This window comes from Stieleria sp., from assembly GCF_041595215.1.
Lineage (GTDB): Bacteria > Planctomycetota > Planctomycetia > Pirellulales > Pirellulaceae > Stieleria > Stieleria magnilauensis.
Genome location: NZ_JBFHKV010001321.1, coordinates 1 through 2,055, shown reverse-complemented (window position 1 = coordinate 2,055; position 2,055 = coordinate 1). Strand labels below are relative to the sequence as shown.

At 61.9% G+C, this 2,055-nt stretch carries 1 protein-coding gene; it reads left to right on the top strand.

Annotated features, from left to right (window positions below; genetic code table 11):
* Window positions 1-360 precede the first annotated feature (360 nt).
* The coding region (locus ABX749_RS30940) for a DUF1549 domain-containing protein (protein WP_372899430.1) at window positions 361-2,055 on the top strand (1,695 nt) is incomplete at its 3' end.

The following is a 2,055-nucleotide window of genomic DNA, read 5'->3' as shown; positions in this document are numbered from 1 at the left end:
GGGGACAGACCCCAAGCCCATCGGGGACAGACCCCAAGCCCAACGGGGACAGACCCCGGTGCCCGTCGGGCGAGAAAATAGGACAGATGGAAAAAATAGGACCTATGTGTCCCATCGGTCTCATAGGTCCTATTCGCCCCCTGGCATCCCGGCGCAGCCTCCCGGGGTCTGTCCCCGGACCCTCGGCGCGGAACCTCCGGGGTCTGTCCCCGGTGGGAAAATTGGCGTGGCGGGGGGATTCCTGCTAGGCTACGGGGCCTTCCGTTTGCATCGCCGTCTCCCCGATAGCCCGCCCCGATGCGATTCTCCACTTCTGCTCGCTGCCTCCTCTCCCGCTGTGTGGCTTCGGCGTTGTTTGCATTGCTGTCCTCTGTCGCGGGGACCGCGACGGCGATCGACGCGGACTCCGAAGCGTTCTTTGAAACCAAGATCCGCCCGGTTCTCGTCAAGCACTGCTACGAATGCCACTCCGGTGAATCCGAAGCAATCGGCGGCGCTCTGTGGCTGGACAGCGCCACGGCGATGCGTGATGGCGGGGAGAGCGGACCGGCGATCCGCCCCGGTGATGCCGACGCGAGCTTGCTGATTTCCGCGATCCGCTACGAATCCAGCGAAATGCCACCGGACGCACCGCTTCCAGCCGCGGTGGTCGACGATTTCGTCCGCTGGATCGACGCCGGCGCGATCGACCCGCGAACAAAATCCGCCAACGGGTCGCCCCGTCCGGCCGCTGATGAAATTGATTTGCAGCAGGGACGTCGGTTCTGGGCCTTTCGCCCCCTGACCGATTTCCGCAAACCACTTTCGCCAGCATCCAAAGCGGCGATCGGCGAAAACGTGATCGACCACCAGCTCGACAAACATCTTTTTGAACACGGAGTCGACCCGGTCGGCACCGCGCCCGCCGAGATTCGGTTGCGGCGTTTGGCCTTTGACCTGACCGGTTTGCCGCCGTCCGAATCCATCCAGCGGCGCTGGGCGGAATCGCCGACTGAAGAAACGTGGGTCCAACTCGTCGACGAATTGCTCGGCTCACGCGCCTTCGCCCAGCACTGGGCGCGGCACTGGATGGACGTCGCCCGCTACGCCGACAGCAACGGCAGCGACTTCAACGCGACCTTCCACGAAGCCTGGCGGTACCGTGATTACTTGATCGATTCGTTTGACAGCGATCGGCCGCTGGACGAAATGATCCGCCAACAAGTCGCCGGCGACCTGTTGCCCGCCGCGACCGACCAACAACGTCATGACAACATCGTCGCGACAACGTTCCTGATGCTCGGCCCCAAGATGCTCAGCGAGCGGGCGAAAGAGAAATTGACGTTGGACGTGGTCGACGAACAGATCGACACGATCGGCCGCGCGTTCCTCGGCATGACGCTCGGATGCGCCCGTTGCCACGATCACAAGTTCGATCCGATCCCCACCGAAGATTACTACGCGTTGGCAGGGATTTTCAAAAGCACCCAAACCCTCAACGGTGAATCGCAAAAATACGTCAGCACCTGGAATCGCGTCGAATTGCCGACCACGGACGAACACCGGCAAGCACTCGACCAGCACCGCACAACGGTCGCTGCGATCGAGGGCCAAGTGAAGGAAGCGACACAAGCGTTGCAACTGGCAAAGGACGGCGACAACAATGGAATCATCGTCGACGACCGCGAAGCGACCAAGATCGGCGACTGGGTGGGATCCACGTACACGAAAGGTTTTATCGGTTCGGGTTACGTCCACGACAACAACACCAACAAGGGATCGCTGTCGATCGAGTTTCGCAAACGTCTGCCGGCCAGCGGACGCTACACCGTGCGATTTGCCTACAGCAGCAGCGACAGTCGGGCCGCGAAAATCCCGGTCACCCTCATCACCGCCGAGGGAAGCGAATCATTGATCGTCGACCAGCGAAAACGATCGGACACGCCGCCTTGGAATGAGTTGGGTACGTTCCAGTTTTCCGCCGACCAAGACGCGGTCGTGACGATCCGCAACGACGGGACCGACGGCTATGTGATCGCCGATGCCGTCGCATTCCTGCCGGCCGATCAGGCGGAG